The organism is Mesorhizobium sp. LNJC405B00 (assembly GCF_000502615.1).
Classification (GTDB): domain Bacteria; phylum Pseudomonadota; class Alphaproteobacteria; order Rhizobiales; family Rhizobiaceae; genus Mesorhizobium.
Genome location: NZ_AYWC01000014.1, coordinates 98,355 through 119,029, shown reverse-complemented (window position 1 = coordinate 119,029; position 20,675 = coordinate 98,355). Strand labels below are relative to the sequence as shown.

The 20,675-nt window shown below is 62.2% G+C and carries 20 protein-coding genes; 11 read left to right on the top strand and 9 right to left on the bottom strand.

Annotated elements, in window-relative coordinates:
• Positions 1-20: 20 nt before the first annotated feature.
• Genes X756_RS142030 through X756_RS142040 form a run of 3 tightly spaced genes read right to left on the bottom strand, consistent with a single transcriptional unit; the run spans position 21 to position 4,855 of the window.
• On the bottom strand, positions 21-1,571 hold the full coding sequence (locus tag X756_RS142030; RefSeq protein WP_023670670.1) for a SpoVR family protein: 1,551 nt from the start codon (positions 1,569-1,571) through the stop codon (positions 21-23).
• Between the two features lie 9 nt (positions 1,572-1,580).
• Positions 1,581-2,888, bottom strand: a complete 1,308-nt coding sequence (locus X756_RS142035; protein WP_023686733.1) for a YeaH/YhbH family protein — start codon at positions 2,886-2,888, stop codon at positions 1,581-1,583.
• A 17-nt stretch (positions 2,889-2,905) separates the two neighbouring features.
• A complete protein-coding gene (locus X756_RS142040) occupies positions 2,906-4,855 on the bottom strand; it encodes a PrkA family serine protein kinase (protein WP_023731086.1) in 1,950 nt (649 codons plus the stop codon).
• 152 nt (positions 4,856-5,007) lie between these two features.
• Here X756_RS142040 and X756_RS1000000170085 point away from each other — a divergent pair, with 152 nt between their 5' ends.
• Together X756_RS1000000170085 and X756_RS142045 are read left to right on the top strand one after the other, a co-directional pair.
• Entirely contained in the window at positions 5,008-5,436 is a 429-nt protein-coding gene (locus X756_RS1000000170085) for a hypothetical protein (protein WP_245264569.1), read from the top strand.
• Positions 5,393-6,946 (top strand): acetolactate synthase large subunit, encoded by a 1,554-nt coding sequence (locus X756_RS142045; RefSeq protein ID WP_023731084.1) that lies wholly within the window; start codon positions 5,393-5,395, stop codon positions 6,944-6,946. Before X756_RS1000000170085 ends, X756_RS142045 begins: the two co-directional genes overlap by 44 nt.
• A gap of 11 nt (positions 6,947-6,957) precedes the next feature.
• Here X756_RS142045 and X756_RS142050 read toward each other — a convergent pair whose 3' ends face one another.
• Positions 6,958-7,260 (bottom strand): BolA family transcriptional regulator, encoded by a 303-nt coding sequence (locus X756_RS142050; protein WP_023711704.1) that lies wholly within the window; start codon positions 7,258-7,260, stop codon positions 6,958-6,960.
• Between the two features lie 168 nt (positions 7,261-7,428).
• Here X756_RS142050 and X756_RS142055 point away from each other — a divergent pair, with 168 nt between their 5' ends.
• From X756_RS142055 to X756_RS142070, 4 genes are all read left to right on the top strand, one after another.
• Entirely contained in the window at positions 7,429-8,058 is a 630-nt protein-coding gene (locus tag X756_RS142055; RefSeq protein ID WP_032887126.1) for a J domain-containing protein, read from the top strand.
• A gap of 123 nt (positions 8,059-8,181) precedes the next feature.
• A complete protein-coding gene (gene cobS, locus X756_RS142060) occupies positions 8,182-9,168 on the top strand; it encodes a cobaltochelatase subunit CobS (protein WP_023670677.1) in 987 nt (328 codons plus the stop codon).
• Between the two features lie 11 nt (positions 9,169-9,179).
• A complete protein-coding gene (gene cobT / locus X756_RS142065; RefSeq protein ID WP_023685363.1) occupies positions 9,180-11,078 on the top strand; it encodes a cobaltochelatase subunit CobT in 1,899 nt (632 codons plus the stop codon).
• A complete protein-coding gene (locus X756_RS142070) occupies positions 11,075-12,100 on the top strand; it encodes an esterase-like activity of phytase family protein (protein ID WP_023731083.1) in 1,026 nt (341 codons plus the stop codon). The genes cobT and X756_RS142070 overlap by 4 nt, the downstream gene beginning before the upstream one ends.
• Positions 12,101-12,105: 5 nt before the next feature.
• Here X756_RS142070 and X756_RS142075 read toward each other — a convergent pair whose 3' ends face one another.
• From X756_RS142075 to rpmB, 3 genes are all read right to left on the bottom strand, one after another.
• Positions 12,106-12,777, bottom strand: a complete 672-nt coding sequence (locus tag X756_RS142075; protein WP_023686729.1) for a spermidine synthase — start codon at positions 12,775-12,777, stop codon at positions 12,106-12,108.
• A 3-nt stretch (positions 12,778-12,780) separates the two neighbouring features.
• The gene (locus tag X756_RS142080; RefSeq protein WP_023731082.1) at positions 12,781-13,461 is read right to left on the bottom strand and encodes a queuosine precursor transporter; all 681 of its coding nucleotides are present in this window, start codon (positions 13,459-13,461) and stop codon (positions 12,781-12,783) included.
• 162 nt (positions 13,462-13,623) lie between these two features.
• Entirely contained in the window at positions 13,624-13,920 is a 297-nt protein-coding gene (gene rpmB, locus X756_RS142085) for a 50S ribosomal protein L28 (RefSeq protein ID WP_023670682.1), read from the bottom strand.
• Between the two features lie 259 nt (positions 13,921-14,179).
• Between rpmB and X756_RS142090 the strand changes: the two genes are divergently transcribed.
• From X756_RS142090 to X756_RS142100, 3 genes are read left to right on the top strand one after another with little or no spacing between them, the layout of a single operon-like run.
• Positions 14,180-14,980: a DUF3108 domain-containing protein gene (locus X756_RS142090; protein ID WP_023711708.1), complete on the top strand. Its 801-nt coding sequence runs from the start codon at positions 14,180-14,182 to the stop codon at positions 14,978-14,980.
• Positions 14,981-15,025: 45 nt separating this feature from the next.
• Positions 15,026-15,913 carry an EamA family transporter gene (locus tag X756_RS142095; protein ID WP_023699112.1) on the top strand — a complete coding sequence of 296 codons (888 nt, stop codon included), beginning with the start codon at positions 15,026-15,028 and terminating at the stop codon, positions 15,911-15,913.
• Positions 15,910-16,584, top strand: a complete 675-nt coding sequence (locus X756_RS142100; RefSeq protein ID WP_023686725.1) for a lysoplasmalogenase — start codon at positions 15,910-15,912, stop codon at positions 16,582-16,584. Before X756_RS142095 ends, X756_RS142100 begins: the two co-directional genes overlap by 4 nt.
• Here X756_RS142100 and X756_RS142105 read toward each other — a convergent pair.
• On the bottom strand, positions 16,581-17,012 hold the full coding sequence (locus X756_RS142105) for a cupin domain-containing protein (protein ID WP_023731081.1): 432 nt from the start codon (positions 17,010-17,012) through the stop codon (positions 16,581-16,583). The two genes, X756_RS142100 and X756_RS142105, sit on opposite strands and share 4 nt — an antisense overlap.
• Positions 17,013-17,032: 20 nt before the next feature.
• Complete coding sequence (gloB, locus tag X756_RS142110) at positions 17,033-17,800, bottom strand: hydroxyacylglutathione hydrolase (RefSeq protein ID WP_023701385.1); 768 nt, start codon at positions 17,798-17,800, stop codon at positions 17,033-17,035.
• A 118-nt stretch (positions 17,801-17,918) separates the two neighbouring features.
• On the opposite strand from gloB, the gene X756_RS142115 reads away from it, so the two are divergent.
• Positions 17,919-18,701 (top strand): methyltransferase domain-containing protein, encoded by a 783-nt coding sequence (locus X756_RS142115; RefSeq protein ID WP_023670688.1) that lies wholly within the window; start codon positions 17,919-17,921, stop codon positions 18,699-18,701.
• 137 nt (positions 18,702-18,838) lie between these two features.
• Positions 18,839-20,659, top strand: coding sequence for an ABC transporter ATP-binding protein/permease (locus X756_RS142120; protein ID WP_023731080.1), 1,821 nt, complete (start codon positions 18,839-18,841; stop codon positions 20,657-20,659).
• Positions 20,660-20,675 lie beyond the last annotated feature (16 nt).

The following is a 20,675-nucleotide window of genomic DNA, read 5'->3' as shown; positions in this document are numbered from 1 at the left end:
CAGGACGCTCTTTGCCGAGCTTATGCCGCGATCTGGCTCGTAGACCGTTCGTGGATTGTCGCACCGGTTTGAGCGTCAACTGCGACCAGGCTGACCTCGTAGCCCCAGAGGCTGCGGACATGGCGGAGCGTCGCGTCACGGCTGGCCCCTTCGAGCACAACACCATCCTTTACCCTGTGTTGCAGCCGCAACTGCCGGTCGCCGAGCAGGTCGACATCAATCACCTGGATGTCCGGCCGATTCGCTCCAAGGTCGTAACTGTGGGCTAGCTGGGCGCGTATCTTGTGATAGCCACGTTCGTTGTGGATCGACGCGACTTCGAAATGCGGTTTGTCGGCTCCATCGCCAAGCACGAAGAACCGCCATTTTCGGATCAAGCTCGGGCTGAGGTACTGGCGGATAAAGGATTCGTCGCGGTGGTTGGCCCAGGCCTCAAGCAGGACCTCGCGCCAGTTGCCATGTCCCGCAATGTCCGGGAACCAGTCGCGGTCCTCCGCCGTCGGCTCGGTCGAAATGCGCTGTATGTCCTGCATCATGTCGAGGCCGAGGGCATAGGGATTGATGCCTGAAAACCGGGGATCGTCAAAGGCCGGCTGGAAGATCACGTTCGAATGGTTACGCAGGATTTCGAGCATGGCACCTTCGCCGATCCGGCCACGATCGAATAGCATGTTCATGAGCGTATAATGCACGAAGGTGGCGCAGCCTTCATTCATCACTTGAGTCTGTCGCTGCGGGTAGAAATATTGCGCGATGACGCGGACGATCCTGATGATCTCGCGCTGCCAGGGTTCCAGGATCAGGCTGTTCTTCTCGAGGAAATAAAGGAGGTTTTCCTCGGGCAGGTTGAGCGATCTCTTGCGCTCCGCCATCCCTTGATCCTCATTGCCGGACTTGTTTTTGTTCTGCGACGGCGGCAGCGTGCGCCACAGATCGTTGTAGGAGCGCTCTTCGTATTCGAGGCGCTCGCGAAGCCCTTCGCGCTGTCGCTCCGACGAGAGCTTTGGCGGCCGGTGGTAGCGGAACACCCCTTGTTCCATCAGCGCATGGGCGGAATCGAGAATGGCCTCCACTGCTGCAAGGCCGTGCCGCTCCTCGCACCGGGCGATGTAGCCCTTGGCGAAGTCCAGATAACCCAGGATTGCCCCGGCGTCGGTCCATTGCTGAAACAGATGATTGTTCTTGAAGAAATGATTGTGGCCAAGCGCCGCGTGGGCCGTCACAAGGGCCTGCAACGCCATGGTGTTTTCCTCCATGAGGTAGACGATGCAGGGATTGGAGTTGATGACCAGTTCATAGGCCAGCCCCCGACCACCCTTACGGTAAAGAAGCTCCTGGTGAAGGAAATGTTTGCCGAACGACCAATGCCGATACATCAGTGGCATGCCGATAGATGAGTAGGCGTCGAGCATCTGCTGGGAGGAGATTATCTCCATCTGGACCGGGTAAGTATCGAGATGCAACTCGTCGACCGCGATCGCCTCGATCTCTTCAAAAGCCCGCGATAATTTCTCGAAATTCCAGTCAGAACCGGAAAACAACAAATTCGTTTCGTTGGCTCGCCTGACCATCTCTCTCTCTCAAGCGCTCTTGATGGCCGCCGGCTGTCTGGCGAAGAGCCGGTGGAAGACCGGGTAAATATCCGCGGGAGCAGCGATGCGGCTCATCTGGAAGTTGGGCCATTTCAGCTCGATCGTACTGTAGGCGCGCCAAAGCGACGTCCCGTTTTCGGTAGCACCGAATATGTGGCTCTCGCGTTCGTCGATGATCTCGACATAGGCGAAATACTGGCACAGGCGCATGAGCTTGCCGTTCATGAGCTCTATGCATCGCTCGGAATCGGTGGTGAAATTGTCCCCGTCAGAGGCCTGCGCGGCGTAAATGTTCCACTCGCTGGCAGGATAGCGCTGGCCGATAATGCGGTGCATTTCGTCGAGCGCGGTGGAGACGATCGTACCGCCGCTCTGCGTGTTGTAGAAGAACGTGTCCTCATCCACTTCGTGCGCCTCATGGGTATGGCGGATGAAGACGATCTCCGTGCGTTCGTAGCGCCGTTTCAAGAACAGGTGCAGCAGCACGAAGAAGCGTTTGGCCAAGTCCTTTTCGCGTTGGCCCATCGATCCGGACACGTCCATAAGGCAGAACATGACGGCATTGGCATTCGGCACCGGCCGGGCGTCGAAGCGGTTGAATCGGATATCGACCGGATCGACAAAGGCAATTCGCCTGCGCCGTCGCTCCAGCCGGTCAAGCTCGTCGCGTAATTCCGCGATGCGCTGGCGCACCGCCGCGCCGGCCGGGGCCGACTCAAGCGTGACGATTTCCCGGAGGATCGCCTCCAGTTCCTGCTGCGTGGGGCGCCTCAGCGCAATGCGCCGGCCTAGGCTGTTGCGCATGGTGCGGCCGGCATTGATGTTGGTCGGGGAACCGGTCGCCGCGAAGCCGGCCCGGCGCGGCTTGAAGGCAAGGATTTCCTTGAGATTGAGCTTAACCAGGTCGGGCAGTTCGAGATCCTCAAAAAAGAGTTCGAGCACCTCCTCGCGTGACAGCACGAAACGAAAATCGTCTTCCGACGCCGTGTTTCCTGGCGACGACGCCGCGCCGCCCCCATGCGGCTTCGGGAGCAGGTCTCCAGGGGAAAAATGCCTGTTGCCCGGAAGGATGTGTCGGCGCCGTCCGCTGGCCCTGTCATCGTTGAAGCTCGGCTCGGCCGTTTTCCTTTCAGGCATGGGCACGGCGTGCTCGGTATCGACGTCGGCGATCCTGCCAGTGCGGATTTGATCGCGAATGCTCCGCTTCAACTCCTCGCGAGCACGCCTGAGGAAGCGCTGTCGATTGCCAAGGCTCTTGTCCTTGGGGTTCAGGCGACGGTCGATGAAGATCGGCATGGAACCATCCGGCTCTGTCAACCCGCCTTGTTCACCCGCATGTACCAGTCCACCAGCCGGCGTACCTGCCGTTCTGTGTAGCCACGCTCGATCATGCGCTGCACGAATTCGTTATGGCGCTTTTCCGTAACGCTGTCTTGCTTGGAGCCGAAGCTGATCACCGGCAAGAGGTCCTCGACCTGTCCGAACATCCGCTTCTCGATGACCTCGCGCAGTTTTTCATAGCTGGTCCATGACGGGTTGCGGCCGTGGTTTCTTGCGCGAGCGCGCAGAGTGAACTTCACCACCTCGTTACGGAAGTCCTTGGGATTGGCGATGCCTGCCGGTTTCTCGACCTGCGAAAGTTCGTTGTCCAGGATCTCCCGGTTGAGGATCTGGCCGGTGTCGGGGTCCTTGTAGTCCTGGTCCTCAATCCAGGCATCCGCATAGGCGATGTAGCGGTCGAAGAGGTTCTGGCCGTATTCGCTATAGGACTCCAGATAGGCCTTCTGGATTTCGTGGCCGATGAACTCGGCGTAGCGCGCCGCAAGCTCCGACTTGATGAATTCAAGATAGGCCGCTTCCGTTTCCTTCGGGAACTGCTCCCGCTTGATCGCCTCCTCCAGAATGTACATCAGATGCACAGGATCGGCGGCCACCTCCTCATTATCGAAGTTGAATGTCTGCGAAAGGATCTTAAAGGCAAAGCGCGTGCTGACGCCCGTCATGCCTTCATCGACGCCGGCGGCGTCGCGATATTCTTGGACCGACTTTGCCCTGGGATCGACTTCCTTCAGATTTTCGCCGTCATAGGCGCGCATCTTGGTGTAGAGCGGCGAGTTGTCGTGCTCGGCCAAGCGCGTCGAAACTGCAAAGCGGCTGAGGATGTCCAAAACTTCAGGGGCACAGGGGCTGGCGGCCAACTCGCTCTCACGCAGCAATTTCTCATAGATCTGCCTCTCTTCGGTGATCCGCAGGCAATAGGGTACCTTGACCACCAGGATGCGATCGAGAAACGCCTCGTTGTTCTTGTTGCTCTTGAACTGTTGCCATTCCGACTCGTTGGAATGGGCGACGATGATCCCCTGGTAGGGAAAGGCGCCGAAATTTTCAGTGCCGTTGTAGCTGCCTTCCTGTGTCGCGGTCAGCAGCGGATGCAGAACCTTGATGGGTGCCTTGAACATCTCGACGAATTCAAGCAGACCTTGCGTGGTCCGGTTCAGGCCACCGCTAAAGGAATAGGCATCGGGGTCGGACTGGCTAAAATTTTCCAATTGCCTGATGTCGACCTTGCCGACCAGGGCCGAGACATCCTGATTGTTCTCATCGCCAGGTTCGGTCTTGGCAATGCCGATCTGGCGCAGCCGCGAAGGCATCAGCTTGACGACGCTGAATTTGGAAATGTCGCCAGACAATTCGTCGAGGCGCTTGGCCGCCCATGGCGAAATCAATCCGTTCAGCCGGCGCCGGGCTATGCCGTATTTATCCTCTAGCAGATCACCCATGTGATCGGGATGGAACAGCCCAAGCGGCGACTCGAAAACCGGGCTGATCTGGTTGCCGACCTTCAGCGTGTAGATCGGGCGCTGCTCCATCAGTTTCTTCAGGCGCTCGGCCAGAGAGGATTTGCCGCCGCCGACCGGGCCGAGGAGATAGAGGATCTGCTTGCGTTCTTCGAGCCCCTGCGAGGCGTAGCGGAAATATCCAGCTATGCGCTCGATCGTATCCTCCATTCCATAGAAGTCAGAAAAATGAGGGTAGATCTTGAGGGTCCGATTCGCGAAAATGCGGCCGAGGCGCTCGTCTTTGCTGGTGTCAACCAGTTTTGGTTCGCCGATTGCGTCGACCATCCTTTCGGGCGCCGAAGCGTACATCGATTTGTCTTCCCGACAGGCAAGAAGATACTGTTGGATGCTGACCTCTTCGTCCGCCGCATTGGCATAAATTTCCGAAAAAAGATCGAAGACGTCGGATTGGGTTGCACGCATGATGTTCTGCCCTCGGAGCCGATCTGGATTCCAATCGCCTCATCACCTTCAACTGTCGGAAAGCATTGTTGGTTCCCTTCACATGAAGGAGAGTGGCTGCAATCCGGGTAGAAGGCTTGGGAGGAAACATTCGGAGTGGCTGGAATGGCGGGTTGCCCGGTGCTGCGGCGCTGATGGGCGGCGTTGTCGCCGGCCAGCTATCTCTATGGACACAAGCATCCGCCGACCTTCATCGCCTATTCGCGCGCCGAAGGCCGCGACGACCAATCGAAGGCTTTGCCAAACGCCTGCGCGCCATCGGCACTGAAGTGACGCTGTTCGACGGCAACGCCTACACGCATATGTCGATCAATCACGACTTCGGCGAGGACGGCGACGCGTTGACCGCCGCGATGCTGGCCTTCCTGAATGGACCGTCGGTTGATCGCCGGATCCCCGCGAGGCGTCCTGGATCAGACCAAAAGCCCCGGCGGGACATTGCCGACCCGGCGCCTACAGGTGCAATTGTTCCTGAATTGTCGATTGGGAAAGAAAATCATGAATGGCGCCGATCTGCTGTGCGACGTGCTCCTGGCCAATGACGTCACGGTCTGCTTCGCCAATCCTGGCACATCCGAAATGCATTTCGTTGCCGCACTGGACCGCAAACCTCAGATGCGTTGCGTGCTCGGCCTGTTCGAGGGCGTGGTGACCGGCGCCGCCGACGGCTATGCGCGCATGACCGACCGCCCGGCAGCAACGTTGCTGCATACCGGACCGGGTCTCGCCAACGGTTTGGCCAACATGCACAACGCAAGGCGTGCGCGCAGCCCGATGATCAACATTGTCGGCGACCATGCTTCTTCCCATCTGCCGCTCGATGCCCCGCTGACCAGCGACATAGAAGGCCTGGCGTCGCCGATGTCGAACTGGGTTGGCCGCGTCAAGGGGCCGGCCGATATTGTGCCGGCCGCAGAGGCGGCTTTCCGCGCCTCACTCACGCCGCCTGGCGTCACGACGCTGATCCTGCCTGCGGATGCCGCCTGGGGCGAAGTTGCTGCGATTTCACCTGGCAAGGTGGAGCTGGAGCCGCCGCCCGCCGTCGACATGGCTGTTGTGCGCACGATCGCCGAAGCAATCCGCGCCGCGCCGGGCCGTGTCGGCATGGTGGTGCGTGGGCAGGCGGCGCGCGCCGATGGACTTGAAATCGCAGGGAGAATCTCATCGGGAAGCGATGTCAGGCTGTTCAGTGAGGTTCTGATCGCCCGCATGCAGCGCGGCCGCGGGCGGTTCGCCCCGACCCGCATTCCCTATCCGGTCGATGCGGCGACGGCCACGCTCCGGGATATCGATTTGCTGGTGCTGGTCGGCGCCAAGGAGCCGGTTGCCTTCTTCGCCTATCCCGGCAAGCCCGGGCGGCTGGTTCGGGACGATTGCAAGGTGCTTTCGCTGGCGGCGCATGGCCAGGATCTGAAAGCGGCGCTGGAGGCGCTGGCCGACGAGGTCGGCATCAAGCCGACGCAGCAATTCGCCGCCGCAACCGCCTTTCCAGACGAACCGACGCTGAGCGGCAGACTGACGGACGATGCCATCGCGCTGTCGGTGGCGCGCAAACTTCCGGCCAATGCCATCGTCTGCGACGAAGCGGTCACCTCGGCGAGACGGTTCTTCGCGCTATCCGCCTTTGCGGCGCCGCACGACTACATGATGGGTACGGGCGGATCGATCGGCGGCGGCATTCCGATGGCGACAGGAGCAGCGATCGCCTGCCCGGACCGCAAGGTGATCAATCTCGAGGCCGACGGCAGCGGCATGTACACGGTGCAGGGACTGTGGACCCAGGCCAGGGAAAAGCTTGACGTCGTGACCATCATCTTTTCCAACCGGACCTACGCCATCCTGCATGGCGAAATGAAGAATGTCGGGGTCAATGAGATCGGCGAGAACGCCAGGCGCATGCTCGATCTCGACCATCCGGCGCTGGACTGGGTTGCGCTGGCCAAAGGCATGGGCGTCGAGGCGGCCCGCGCCGACACGTGCGAGCGGTTCGACGCGCTGCTCGACAGTGCCCTGTCGCGTCCGGGACCGTTTCTCATCGAAGCGGTGATCTGAGGCGGAGAGACTTACCAACGGGTCTTTTCGCCGGGTGCAGCCGGTTCGATTGCCAGCGCATGGACGCCGGCTTGCAGCTCCGCTGCGAGCAATTCGTTGACGGCGCGGTGGCGGTCGATGCGGCTCATGCCGGCAAAGACGGATGAGACGATGCGGACGCGAAAATGCGTCTCGCCAGTGCCGTCATAGGCAGCGTGATGGTCGGAGCCGTGGTGGTGATGACCGGCATGGAGATGGCTTTCATTGACGATCGCCAGGCGCTCCGGCGAAAACGCCTTGTTCAGCTTGTCTTCCATCGTCGCCTGTATGGACATCGCCATCTCCCTTCACCATATCTGCAAGGCGTGATCGGGAAATCGGGATCGATCCCGCCGGGCCGCCTCAAAAATCGCCATTCGCCCTGCTTTATGCCGCGATTCAGCGGTTAGGGCGATGATCGCGAAAATGTCAATTCTTGTTTCGCACGTGCGAACAGCCCATAAATGGGTGAGATGAAACCGTACCCCAAATATTTCGAGAAAATTCGGGTCCGTCCCGACAAGGATGCGGAGCTGAAGTCGCACTCGCCGATCTGCCAGTGGGACGGCTGCAAGGAGGCCGGTACCCACCGGGCGCCGGTCGGACGCATGAAGGAAGGCGAGTATTTTCAGTTCTGCTTCGATCATGTGCGCGAATACAACAAGGGTTTCAACTACTTCTCCGGCGTGCCGGACACCGAGATAGCCCGCTTCCAGAAGGAAGCGATGACCGGCCACCGGCCGACATGGAAGATGGGCGTCGCCGGTGCCTCGACGCGCTCCTCGCCCGATTTCGCCCAGCAGCGTTCCGGTCGCGCCGGCTATTACAACCGCATGCGCGATCCTTTCGACCTGTTCAAAGGGCCGAAGGATCCGCGCGAGGCGCGCGAACGCAAGGCCAAACCACTTGAGGCCAAGGCGCTGGAAACGCTTGGCCTTGATACAAAGGCGACTGGCAAGGACATCAAGGCGCGCTATAAGGAACTTGTGAAGCGCCACCATCCGGATGCGAATGGCGGCGATAGAGGTTCGGAAGACCGGTTCCGCGATGTGCTGCAGGCCTATCGCGTGCTCAAGCAGGCGGGTTTGTGCTGAGCAACCTAACGGTTCGTGTCGTTTTCCAACTTTCATAAGGGTGGAAAAGGCTCTAAGACCGCCCCCGGACAAAATCGATTGCCGGCGAAATCGGGCATTTCGCCAGTGGAGACTTGGATAGAGATGAACAAGGTCGATCGCGACATCGCCAATTTGCCCGACACGACGGTGTCGGTGAAAGACAAATTCGGCTTCGAGTCCAAGATGGTGGTGCCGGCCTATTCGGTGACCTCGGAACATGTGCCGGACATCGATCCGGACTATCTGTTCGACAAGGCGACGACGCTGGCGATCCTTGCCGGCTTTGCCTACAATCGCCGCGTCATGGTGTCTGGATATCACGGCACCGGCAAATCGACCCATATCGAACAGGTCGCCGCCCGCCTTAACTGGCCCTGCGTGCGCGTCAACCTCGACAGCCATGTCAGCCGTATCGACCTCGTCGGCAAGGACGCCATCGTTGTCAAGGATGGCCTGCAGATCACCGAATTCCGCGACGGCATCCTGCCCTGGGCCTACCAGCACAATGTCGCGCTCTGCTTCGACGAGTACGATGCAGGCCGTCCGGACGTGATGTTCGTCATCCAGCGCGTGCTGGAATCGTCGGGCCGCCTGACGCTGCTCGACCAGAGCCGGGTCATCCGCCCGCATCCGGCGTTCCGGCTGTTTTCGACCGCCAACACGGTCGGCCTCGGCGACACTACCGGCCTCTATCACGGCACGCAGCAGATCAACCAGGCGCAGATGGATCGCTGGTCGATCGTCACCACGCTGAACTACCTGCCGCACGACAATGAGGTGAACATCGTGCTGGCCAAGGCCAAGCACTATCGCGACGGCAAGGGCAAGGACATCGTCAACAAGATGGTGCGGGTCGCCGACATGACGCGCTCGGCCTTCATCAATGGCGATCTGTCGACCGTGATGAGCCCGCGTACCGTCATCACCTGGGCCGAAAATGCCGAGATATTCGGCAATATCGGCATGGCGTTCCGGCTGACCTTCCTCAACAAGTGCGACGAGCTGGAGCGTTCGGTGGTGGCCGAGTTCTACCAGCGCGCCTTCGGCGAGGACCTGCCCGAGAGCGCCGCCAACGTGGTGCTGGGCTGAGCAGAGCCTCGATGGCGGGTCCGGGCGACAACACGCGCAACAAGTCGAAGACGGGGTCTGAAGCCGACAGCTTCAAGCGTGCCGTCACCGTCTGCATGCGCGCCATCGCCGGCGACAAGGAGCTCGAAGTCGGTTTCGCCAAGGACCGCCCGGCGCTCGCCGGCAGCCGCGCCCGTCTGCCCGAACTGCCGAAGAAAGCGTCCAAGACAGACATCGCGATTACTCGTGGCCTGGGCGATTCCATGGCGCTGAAGCGCGCCTGCCACGATCAGCGCATCCACACCAAACTGGCGCCGGAAGGCAAGCTGGCGCGCTCGATCTATGACGCCGTGGAACAGGCCCGCGTCGAGGCGATCGGCAGCCGCGCCATGCAGGGCGTCGCCGACAATATCGGCTCCATGCTGGAGGACAAATACGCCAAGGCCAACCTTGTCGACGTCAAGGACAAGGCCGACGCGCCGATCGAGGAAGCGCTGGCGCTGATGGTGCGCGAGAAGCTGACCGGACGGCCGATCCCGAAGAGCGGCGAGCGGCTGGTCGAACTCTGGCGGCCCTGGGTCGAGGAGAAGGCCAAGGCCGATCTCGACGGACTGTCGGCCAAGCTCGGCGACCAGCAGGCCTTCGCCCGGGTCGTGCGTGAGATGCTGGCGTCCATGGAGATGGCCGAGGAACTCGGCGACGATCAGGAGACCGAAGACTCCGAGGACAATGACGAGAACCAGCCGCAAGGCGAGGAGCAGAGCGAGGAGGGCGGCGAAGAGGATTCCGGCTCCGAGCAGTCGCAATCCGAGGATGCCGAGGCCTCGGCCGACGACGAACAGTCGTCCGAGACTGAGGCCTCCGACGCCACTGCCGACGATCTTTCCGACGATGACGATGCGGACGCCGAAACGCCGGGCGAGGCGCGCCGTAACGACAACCCGTTCGCCAACCTGCCGAAAGAGATCGACTACAAGGTTTTCACCACCGCCTTCGACGAGACCGTCGGTGCGGAAGAGCTGTGCGAGGAAGAAGAACTCGACCGGCTGCGCGCCTTCCTCGACAAGCAACTGGCCAATCTCTCCGGCGTCGTCGGACGGCTCGCCAACCGGCTGCAGCGCCGCCTGATGGCGCAGCAGAACCGTTCCTGGGATTTCGACCTCGAAGAGGGTTATCTCGATCCGGCACGCCTGGTTCGTGTCGTCATCGACCCGATGCAGCCGTTGTCGTTCAAGCAGGAGCGCGACACCAAATTCCGCGACACGGTGGTGACGCTGGTGCTCGACAATTCGGGCTCGATGCGCGGTCGGCCGATCACGGTTGCCGCCACCTGTGCCGACATTCTGGCGCGCACGCTGGAGCGCTGCGGCGTCTCGGTCGAGATCCTCGGCTTCACCACGCGGGCGTGGAAGGGCGGACAGGCTCGCGAGAAGTGGCTGAAGGACGGCAAGCCGCCGAACCCCGGCCGGCTCAACGATCTGCGCCACATCATCTACAAATCCGCCGATCATCCGTGGCGTCGCGCCCGGCGCAATCTCGGCCTGATGATGCGCGAGGGCCTGCTCAAGGAAAACATCGACGGCGAGGCGTTGTTATGGGCGCACAACCGGCTGATCGCCCGGCCCGAACAGCGCAAGATCCTGATGATGATCTCGGACGGCGCGCCGGTGGACGATTCGACGCTGTCGGTCAATCCTGGCAACTATCTCGAGCGGCATCTGCGCGCCGTCATCGAGCTGATCGAGACGCGCTCGCCGGTCGAGCTGCTGGCCATCGGCATCGGCCACGACGTTACCCGCTATTACAGGCGCGCCGTCACCATCGTCGATGCCGAGGAACTGGCCGGCGCCATGACCGAGCAGCTGGCCTCGCTGTTTGCCGAGGAAAACGTGCGCGATACACGCCGCGGCGGCTACCGGCGCGCTGGATGATTTTTTTGCGCGGCGGGTTTCGGCAGATGCTCTTCGCGGTCACTGCCTTGTTCGGCATGGCGTTTGCGCCAGCCATCGCCGCCGGCCCAAGCGCGGTCGAGCCGGTCGAAGTCTCGGCGCGGCCGATCACCACCTTCAATATCGGCAGCGCCGACAAGCAGTTTGGGCTGCTGGAATTCGTCGGCGGTCTTGAGATGAACTCGACGACGCGCGATTTCGGCGCGCTGTCGGCATTTCGGTTCGTCAAACCCGGCAGCGATTTCATCGGCGTCGCCGATACGGGCTTCTGGTTCTTCGGCTCGATCACCCATGATGCCGACAAGCGGCCGTCCGGCATCCAGAATTTCCGCATGCAGCAGATGGTCGATGAAAAGGGCCGGCCGATCGACAGGAAATGGGAAGTCGATGCCGAGGGCCTTGCAGTCAAGGACGGCATCGCCACCGTCGGCTTCGAGCGCGATCACCGCGTCGCCCAGTTCAAGATTGACCCCAGCAACATGACGGCGCCGTTCAAGCAACTGAACTTTCTGGTTCCAGCCCGCGAACTGCGACAGAACCGCGGTTTCGAGACCGTCACCCACGCCAATCCCAACGGCCAGCACGAGGGCGGCCTCGTCGTGGTCTCGGAAAAGAGCTTGGACAAGGCTGGCAACATCTATGCCGCCATCATCGAAGGGCCGCACAAGGGCGTCTTCACGGTCAAGCGCAACGGTGATTTCGACATCACTGACGGCGCTTTCCTGCCGGATGGCGACCTGCTGCTTTTGGAGCGCAGTTTCTCGATGGCCGGCGGTGTCAGGATGCGGCTAAGGCGCATCTATGGCGAAAGCGTCGAGAAGGGCGCGGTTGCCGACGGGCCGGTGCTGATGGAAGCCGACATGGGCTACCAGATCGACAATATGGAAGGACTCGACGTCTGGACCCGCGATGACGGAGCGCTGATGGTGTCGCTGATCTCGGACGACAACCACTCGATCCTGCAGCGCAACCTCTATCTGGAATTCATCCTGCACCAGGATTGAGAGCCCTAAGGCTTGGTGGCGATCCAGATGACGTGGCGCGCGCCGCGCTTGCCATTGGCGCGCGTCTTCACCTCGTCCACGACAAAGCCCGCCTGCTTGAGCCTAAGTGTGAAGCCGGCATCGGGGCCTTGCGACCAAACAGCCAGCACGCCCCCGGGCCTGAGCGCTGCACGCGCCGCGCCGAGGCCGGCAGCGCCATAGAGGGCGTCGTTGCCCTTGTAGACGATGCCTTCGGGGCCATTGTCGACATCGAGCAGGATGGCGTCCCAGGCTGCCTTGTCGGATCTTATGATGTGCCCGGCGTCGGCTTCGCGAACCGTCACACGGGGATCGTCGAGACAGCCGGCGAAGACCGCCTCCATGGGGCCGCGCGCCCAGGCGATGACGGCGGGGACAAGCTCGGCAACGGTGATGCCTGCGTCGGCGCCCATTTGGGCAAGCGCAGCGCGCAGCGTAAAACCCATGCCGAGGCCGCCGATCAGGATTTTCGGTTGGGCGCGGCCGCCGATCTTTTCACAGGAGAGCTTGGCCAGCGCTTCCTCGGAGCCGCTGAGGCGGCTGTTCATCAGCTCATTGGTGCCGAGCATGATCGAGAATTCGCTGCCGCGCTGCTTGAGGCGCAGTTCCTGTCCGCCGTCAGGCGTTTTGGCCGAGCCGAGCTGGACCCAGGGAATCACGGCCTAGACAGCCACGGCCGGCTGGCTCCAGTGGGCGGCGAGCAGCCGGTAGGGGATCAGGGCCACAACAGCGATGATCAGCTTCACCGAGAGGTCGCCCAGCGCCCAGGAGACCCAGCGCATGGACTCGACCGGCAGCACGCCCATCAGCGGCGCCGTCTCCAGCGCAAAGCTGTCGTTCGGGCCGGCAAAAGCGAAGGCGGCCGAAAAGGCGATGCTGAAGAACACCAGGGTGTCGAACACCGAGCCGACCAGCGTGCCGACGATCGGCGCGCGCCACCAGCTCTGCCGGCGCAACCGGTTGAACACGGTGACGTCGAGCAATTGCGCGCAAAGGAAGGCCGCGCCGGAAGCTGTGGCGATGCGCACCAGCCGGTCGGCTGATGTCTCGAACTCGATCAGGCCGTGGCGAAACAGGAAGGGCGGGACGAGGATCGAGCAGACCACAGCGGTCATGAAGCCGACAAGGACGATGCGGCGCGCCACGGTCGGCCCGTAGCGGCGGTTGGCAAGGTCGGTGACCAGGAAGGAGAAGGGATAGGTGAAGGCGCCCCAGGTCAGGATGTCGCCCAGCGACAGACCGCCGGCCTGGCCCTGCATCGGGAACTGCACGAGGATGTTCGATGCCACGACGACAAGCGCCATGGCGGCCACAAAGGGCAGATATCGCGAGAAGGAAGTCATTTTTTTATCCTGGGTAATGGAACCAGCCAGGCGCTAGCCGAAGTTCGGGTCGCGCTGCCTTGCAAGTTTTGAGCATCGGATTGCTCCGATGCTGCTGCCTTAGAAGTTTTGAGCATCGGATTGCGCCGATGCTCAGGGCGGTCGTCCCCCGCCTTGATATCGTTAAGCGGCGGGCTGGTCGGCCAGCTTCTTGGCGATCTGCTTCTTCAACAGGCGCGCGCGCTGCGACAGTTCCTTGGCGTCGGCCTTGGCCAGGAAGGCGTCGAGGCCGCCGCGATGCTCGACCGAACGCAGCGCGTTGGCCGAAATGCGCAGGCGCACATTCTGGTTCAGCGCTTCCGAAATCAGCGTCACATTGACGAGGTTCGGCAGGAAGCGGCGCTTGGTCTTGTTGTTGGCGTGGCTCACATTGTTGCCGGTCTGGACTGCCTTGGCAGTGAGTTCGCAAGTGCGGGACATGGTTCTAACCTTCAGTTCTGTCTAAGCCTGCCAAACCTTGTTCGCCCGCGCCGGGTGGCGCGCGGTTTCAGTCAGGCGGCCTTATGGAAAAGTTGGCGTTCCTTAGTTGCATTTCGCCAATGCGTCAAGCTCCGGCTTGCCCACGACTGTGACGGGCGTTTCACATAAAGGCCGAAATTCAGCCTATAAGCGGTCGGACAGGGACATTCAAGCCGGAGTCGCCCGCCTCCGGTTAAAAAAATCAAGGACCGAGCCCGCCATGCTTCGCCCGTCACATGCCGTTGTCGCCATACTTGTCGCCGCCTTGCCGACATCAACCCTTGCCGCCGCGCCCGCAGCCACCGCACAGTCCTTCAAGGGCGAATACACGGTGTCGTTCCTCGGCCTTTCCGTGGCCAAGGCGACATTTTCCAGCCACTACGAAGGCGATAGCTATTCCATAGACGGCACCGTCTCCAGCGCCGGTCTCGCCACCTTGTTCGACGACACGAGCGGCACGATCTCGTCAAAGGGCAAGATCCTGGGCAAGCAGATGCAGCCGCAGGTATTTCGCGCCGATTATAAGTCCGGCAAGAAGGCTTCCATGGTCGATATCCGCTTTGCCAATGGCGCGGTGACCGCCACCCAGGTCATTCCCGAGCCGAAAAAGCGCAATCCCAAAAACTGGATACCGCTGGGCAGCAACGATCTGGCATCTGTGCTCGATCCGATGGCGGCTACCGTCATCCATGCCGACAGCCTCGACCAGGTCTGTGGGCGCAAGGTGAAATTCTATGACGGCGAGATGCGCGCCGACCTGACGCTGACCTACGCCTCGAAAGGATCGATCTCGGTCAAGGGCTACAAGGGCGACACCGTTACCTGCAAGATGAGCTTCGAGCCGGTGGCAGGCTACCGCAAGGGCCGCAAGGCGCTTAATTACCTGAAGAAGAAGAGCCAGATGATGGTGACGTTTGCACCGCTCGGCCAAACCGGCATATATGCCCCGATCCACGCCACGGTCGGGACGCAGATCGGCACCTTGACTGTCAGCGCGGGGCGGTTCGAAGCTACTGAATAGACGCGCCCACCCGAATAGAAATGGGGCGAGTCGCCGGAGACGGGCATGGGGCGCGCAACACTGATCGGTTTCTCGGCGGTCGCCATGTGGGCGCTGCTGGCGTTGCTCACCGATGCGTCGGGCGCCGTGCCGCCATTCTTGCTCTCGGCCATCACCTTCACCATCGGCACCGCGGTCGGGCTGGTTGCCCGGCTGTTCATGCCGGCGACCGATAAAAGCCTGAAGATCCCACGCCAGGTCTGGGTGATCGGCATTGCCGGACTGTTCGGATACCATTTCTTCTATTTCACCGCGCTGCGCAACGCGCCGGCGGTGGAGGCAAGCCTGATCGCCTATCTGTGGCCGCTGCTGATCGTGCTGGGATCAGCGCTGATGCCGGGCGAGAAGCTGGCCTGGAACCATGTCGTCGGCGCGCTGCTCGGGCTCGCCGGGACCGTGCTGATCGTCACCAAGGGTGGCGGCCTCGCCTTCGATGCTCGCTACACCTTCGGCTATGCGATGGCGGCCGTGTGTGCGCTGCTGTGGTCGTCCTATTCGCTGCTGTCGCGGCGCTTTCCGGCGGTGCCGACCTCGATTGTCACCTGGTTCTGCGCCGCCACGGCAGCCCTGTCTCTCGTCTGCCATCTTCTGCTGGAAAAGACGGTGCTGCCCGATGGTCCCGGCCAGTGGCTGGCGGTGCTTGGTTTGGGGTTGATGCCGGTGGGCGCGGCCTTCTACGCCTGGGATATCGGCGTCAAGCGCGGCAACATCCAGGTGCTCGGCGCGGCAAGCTATGCGGCGCCACTGCTGTCGACATTGGTGCTGATCGCGGCGGGCGTTGCCGAGCCGTCGCTGCGTATCCTGGCGGCCTGCGTGCTGATCACCGGCGGCGCGGCACTGGCGGCGAAATCGTTGTTCCTGCGCAAGGCGGCAACGGGTGGGGCAAGCGCATGACGATGCCGTTTGCCGGCGGCATCGACGCCAACGCCAATGCAACATTGATTTTTTCGCTGGTGGCGGCAGTGATCTACGCCTTCACCCTGGATATGCGGCCGACGCTGGCCCGCTCGGCGGCAAAGACGCTGGCCGTGGCCATGCTTGCGGCACTCGCCTTCATGCAAGGTGGGCCGCTGTTGCTCGTCGTCGCACTGCTGCTCAGCGGCGTCGGCGATGCCTTCCTGTCGCGTGACGGCGAAAAGGCCTTCCTCGGCGGGCTGGCCAGCTTCCTTGCGGCGCATGTCCTCTATGTGCCGCTCTTCCTGCGCAGCGGCGGCGGGCTGGATGTGCTCAGCACCGAGACATGGCGCGGCGCCATCGCGCTGGCCATGGCGGCCTTCGCAGTCGTCATGCTGGCAGCACTCTGGCGCCGTGTCAGTCCCGGCCTGCGGGTGCCGATCGCCGTCTATATCGCGGCCATTCTGGCGATGGGCATCTCGGCGTTGACGCTCGACAATCCGTGGGTCATCGGCGGCGCTGTTATGTTCATGGCATCGGACGGGCTGCTTGCCGCGGAGAAATTCCTGGTTCCGGCAATAGCACCCTATCGCGCCGGCATCCGTTATGCGGTCTGGGTGCTGTACTACGCCGCCCAGCTCTGCATAACTCTTGGTTTTCTTCTGGCCTAAGGCTGCCAGCCCGGCTCGGCCATTTCAAACGCGGCGAAGTCGAAGCCCGGCGCCACGGTGCAGCCGACCAACGTCCATTCGCCGAGGCTGCGCGCCGATTGCCACCAGCCGGCCGGCACGACGATCTGCGGCCGCTCGCCCGCCGCAAGTTCAATGCCGAGCACCTGCTCGATCACCTGGTTAACCTTTGGACTGCCTTCCTCCCAGATTGACAGCGCCAGCGGTGCTCCGGCATGGAAGTGCCAGACCTCGGCCGCGTCCTTGACCCGGTGCCAGGCCGAAATCTGGTCCTGTTCGAGGAGGAAATAGATCGCCGTCGAATGGCCACGCGCGCCACCGGCGCCGTCGCGAAAGGTCTCGGCATACCAGCCGCCTTCCGGATGCGGCTTGAGGCCGAGCGTGGCGATGATTTCAGCGGCGCTGGTCATGGCTGATCCCGGTACGATGCTCAGAAATTGTCCTTGCGCTTGCGGATTTCCGCGAACACTTCGGCGTCCGGGGCCGCCTCCATACCGAGATGCTTGCGGATCGCCGGGTCGTGCCAGCGCAGGAACGGATTGGTCGACAATTCCTCGCCGATCGTGGTCGGCAGCGTCGCCTTGTTGTCGGCGCGCAGGGTCTCGATTTTGGCGGCGCGTTCCCTGAGCGCCGAATTGGTCGGGTCGACGGTCAACGCAAAGCGGGCGTTCGAAAGCGTATACTCATGGCCGCAATAGATGACCGTGTCCGCCGGGAGTGCGGCGAGCTTCTTCAGCGACTCATACATCACCGGCGGCTTGCATTCGAACAGCCGGCCGCAGCCGAGCGCGAACAAAGTGTCGGCGGTGAACGCCACTTTCGAGGCCGGAAAATGATAGGAGACATGGCCCGCAGTGTGGCCGGGCGTGGCGATGACATCGATCCGCTCGCCGCCGAGATGGACGACCGAGCCTTGCCCGACGGTCTCGTCGATGCCGGGGATCTTTTCCTTTTCAGCCTCCGGTCCGACGATGCGCAGCTTGAAGCGCTCCTTCAGCGCCAGATTGGCCTCGACATGGTCGACATGGTGGTGGGTGGTCAGGATCATCGTCGGCTTCCAGCCGGTACGCTCGATCGCGGCAATGATCGGCGCTTCTTCGGGCGCGTCGATAATGGCGGTCTCGCCGCTTTTCGGGTCATGCACCAGCACGCCGAAATTGTCGCTGCGGCACATGAACTGTTCGATTTCGACGGGCATTGGCATCTCTCCATCTGTTGGCGCAGACATAGGGCGCTTGGCCGCCGATGTCACTCTAGCTTTGCAGAACGTGCCGGCTTTGTTGAACTTGGGCGGCATCGCAGCTACCGTCCCGCGCATGCATTCCGATATCGTCGATCTCCGCTCCTTCTATTCGACCACGCTCGGCCGCCTGGCTGAACGCTCGATCACCATGGCGCTGTCCTCAATATGGGCAACAGTGCCCAATGAGCGGCTGGTCGGGCTCGGCTATACCTTGCCGTGGCTGGAGCGGTTCGGCACCGATGCCGAGCGGGTGTTTGCCTTCATGCCTGCTACGCAAGGCGCCGTCGTCTGGCCGGCGAACGGGCCGACGGCTACGGCGCTGGTCTTCGACGAGGAACTGCCGCTGGTCGATTCCTGCATCGACCGCATGCTGCTCGTGCATTCGCTCGAACATGTCGAAAACCCGCGCGAGACGCTGAACGAGATCTGGCGGGTGCTGTCGCCGGCAGGGCGCGTCGTCATCGTCGTGCCCAACCGGCGCGGTGTCTGGGCGCGGTTCGAGCACACGCCGTTCGGCAATGGCCGGCCGTTCTCGCGCGGCCAGCTGACAGAATTGCTGCGCGAGGCGAATTTCACACCGGCTTCCTGGTCCGACGCGCTGTTCTTCCCGCCATCGCCGCGGCGCTTCATGATGCGGTTCCACAATGTGCTGGAGCGCGCCGGCCGGCGGTTCTGGCCGATCTTTTCCGGCGTCATCGTGGTCGAGGCGCAGAAGCGGCTCTATCAGGGCGTGCCGGTCGCGCAGCGCGCCTCGCGCCGTGTCTTCGTGCCGGTACTGTCACCGCACGGTGCGACGCGGCTTGGCCGCCGGGCGGAAGGGGTGACATCGACGACGCGTCAGGTGACACCTTCGTGATCATCATGAAAACTGGTGTTGCGTGGGTTTTTCCCACCTATCTGTCGCAGATGCATTCGCGGTCCGTTTGAGCGGCGGATGCCTTCAAGTCTCTCCATCTGGTTTCAGCAACGCTTCTGAACGCAAGGACCTCGTGCATGGCTGATCAACCGGACAAGTCCGCCACCGTTCAGCCGGTAACCGTCGAAGCCAGCAGCCTGCGCGATCAGGTAGCGACGATCAAACGGGCGCTGATAGGCTCACCGGTGCGCAAGTGGCTGGTCTGGACGTCGGTCGGCATTATGGCGGTCATCGTCGCGACGTCGATCGGCCAGGTTCTGCTCAACCGCTGGAACCAGCCTTTCTACGATGCGCTGGCGCGTCGCGACATGGCGGCCTTCCTGCATCAGCTGATGATCTTTGCCGTGATTGCCGGCACGCTGCTGCTGCTCAACATCGCTCAGACCTGGCTCAACCAGATGATCCGGCTGAAGCTGCGCGAGGCGCTGACGCTCGACCTGATCGACCAATGGATGCGGCCGGCGCGGGCCTTCCGGCTCGCCAATGCCGGCGCCATCGGCGTCAATCCCGACCAGCGCATGCAGCAGGATGCCGCGCATCTGTCCGATCTGTCGACGGACCTCGGCGTCGGCCTGCTGCAATCCTTCATCCTGCTGGTGTCGTTCGTCGGCGTGCTTTGGCAACTCTCGTCGGGCTTCGTCTTCCACATCAACGGCTGGTCGCTGGCGATACCGGGCTACATGGTCTGGGCCGCGTTCCTCTATGCCGGCATCGCCTCCTGGCTGAGCTGGCTGGTCGGGCGGCCGCTGATCCGCCTCAACAGCGACCGCTACACCCGCGAGGCCGAGCTGCGTTCCGGGATGGTGCGCGTCAACGAGAATGTAGACGCCATCGCGCTCTATCACGGCGAAGCCGATGCCAAGAGACGGCTCGAAATCGACCTTGGCACGGTGCTGGGCGCGATGCGAAACATCTACAAAGCGCAGATCAACCTTTCCTGGGTGACCGATACCTATGGCTGGATCACCGTGGTGGCGCCGATCCTGGTTGCATCGCCGGTCTATTTTTCAGGCGACATCAGCTTTGGCGGGTTGATGATGGCGGTCGGCGCCTTCAACCAGGTGCACTCGTCGCTGCGCTGGTTCATCAACAATATCGGCGGCATCGCCGACTGGCGCGCCACGCTGATGCGCGTTGCCGACTTCCGCATTGCGCTCGATGAAACCGATGTGTTGCACGACAAGGAAAAGCGCATCGAATTCGGCGATAACGCCAATGGCAGCCTGACCTTCGAGAAGCTCCAAGTGGCCTCGCCGGAGGGCTGCACCAAACTTTCAGGCAGCCATGTCGAGATCCATCCCGGTGAGCGCGTCATGATCACCGGCGACCCAGGCGCCGGCAAGACATTGTTCTTCCGCGCCATTGCCGGCCTTTGGCCCTGGGGCAGCGGGCGGATCGGCTTGCCGGCCGGAGAAACGCCGATTTTCGTGCCGCGTGTTCCGTATTTTCCTGCCGGCACGTTACGCGAAGTGCTGCATCCGAATGGCTCGGCGCCGGCTGGCGATGCTGATTTTGGGGCGGTGCTGGCCGAGGTCGGCCTCGAGCGGCTGTCATCCTCGCTCGACCGTTCCGCACGCTGGGAGCGTGAACTCAACGATGACGAACAGCGGTCGCTGGCCTTCGCCAGGCTGGCCTTGCGGCAGCCGAAATGGGTGATCATCGACGAAGCGATGGACGCGTTCGATGGTCCTTCGCTGCGAAGGGTACTGTCCATGCTGGAGAAACGCCTGCCGGAAACCGCGATCCTCAACATCGGGCGCGGACTGCACAATGGTCATTTCTTTCCACGCGCATTGAACATCGTGAAGGATACGGGTGCTGCGCCACTGAAACCCGCCCGAGTCAGGACCGGCGCCATCGACCCGCCGCCGAAAGCGGCCGTGCGGCGAAAGAAGTAGAAGGGGCTTTATTTCG